1 protein-coding gene is annotated in these 1384 nt (G+C 58.1%); it reads right to left on the reverse strand.

All coding sequences use genetic code 11. The features are described 5' to 3' along the window. Positions 1-29 precede the first annotated feature (29 nt). Positions 30-1283, reverse strand: coding sequence for an IS256 family transposase (locus tag NH395_RS18300; RefSeq protein WP_085918100.1), 1254 nt, complete (start codon positions 1281-1283; stop codon positions 30-32). Positions 1284-1384 lie beyond the last annotated feature (101 nt).

The following is a 1384-nucleotide window of genomic DNA, read 5'->3' on the forward strand; positions in this document are numbered from 1 at the left end:
GAGTTATTGTCAAATCTGGTGTATGACCATCAGGCGGCGTCTCTGCCAGTTTGATCATCCACCTGCTCTCCATCCCGAAACTGGACGTTGTCCACGACCAGCTTCAGTTGGTCGAACCCCTTGATCCGCTTCCAGCGTTTTTGGGCGGATTGGAGTAATTTGAACACCATCGATAAGGTGGTATCGCGAGAGCCGCAGGATCGGCTCTGCTTGGTTCTTAACCGCACGGTGGCGAAGGTGGATTCAATCGGATTGGTGGTCCGCAAGTGAATCCAGTGAATGGCCGGGAAATCGTAGAAGGCCAACAGCTCGTCCCGGTCCTTCTCAAGGTTTTCCATGGCCTTCGGGTACTTGTCCTGAAACCGCTTCAACGTGCTGTCAAAGGCCTTGTGTGCGCTGTCACGGGTCTCCGCCAGATAGATCTCGTGCAAGGCTGACTTCACTTTCGGCTGTACTGACTTGGGCAGCTTGTCCAGTACGTTAGCGGTCTTGTGCACCCAGCACCGCTGGTGCCGAGTTTCCGGAAACACCTTGCTCAGCGCTTTCCAGAAGCCCAGAGCCCCGTCGCCTACGGCCAGCTTGGGCGCATAATCCAGGCCACGTTCCCGCAAGCCAGTGAGCAGCTCACGCCAGCTGGCTTCAGACTCCCGGTGGCCATCTTCAACAGCCACCAGCTCCTTGTGGCCGTGCTCAGTGACCCCAATGATCACCAGCAGGCAGAGCCGGTCATCCAGGCGGACATTGCTGTAGACACCGTCCGCCCACCAGTAAACGTAACGCTTCTGGCCCAGGTCACGGTGACACCACTCCTCGTGCTCCTTCAGCCACTGGGCCTTGAGCCGGGTCACCGTATTGGCGGACAACCCCTTGGCCTGCTCACCGACCAAGGCGTTCAGAGCCTCCTGAAAGTCGCCAGAGGAGACCCCTCGCAGGTAGAGCCAAGGGATGAGCTCATCCAGACTCCGAGCCCGCTTCAAGTACGGCGGCAGGAGCTGGCTGTTAAAGCGAATGCCGGAGCCGCTGCGGTCTCTGACCTTGGGCACCTGAACGTCAACATCCCCAACGCCTGTCTGGATTGTGCGCTTGGGTAGGTGTCCGTTGCGCACCACAGCTTGGCGCCCATCAGGTGTTGAAACATCGGCATACTGGTTCAGCAAGCCCTGAAGCTCCGACTCGACCGCCTTGGCAATCAGGTCACGGGCACCCTGACGGATCAGCTCGTGCAATGGGTCGGTGGTGGCCACCTCTGGTTGTGAAAGAGCGTGCAGGTTAGACTTGGACATGGCGTATCATTCCTCTGTTGGTTGTGATCTTGGCGGTGATCAACCAACAGGATACGCCACCCTTTCAGCCGGCTTCCATACACCAGAAATCACCATAGCTC

The sequence above is a fragment of the Halomonas sp. Mc5H-6 genome, from assembly GCF_024124705.1.
Classification (GTDB): domain Bacteria; phylum Pseudomonadota; class Gammaproteobacteria; order Pseudomonadales; family Halomonadaceae; genus Vreelandella; species Vreelandella subterranea.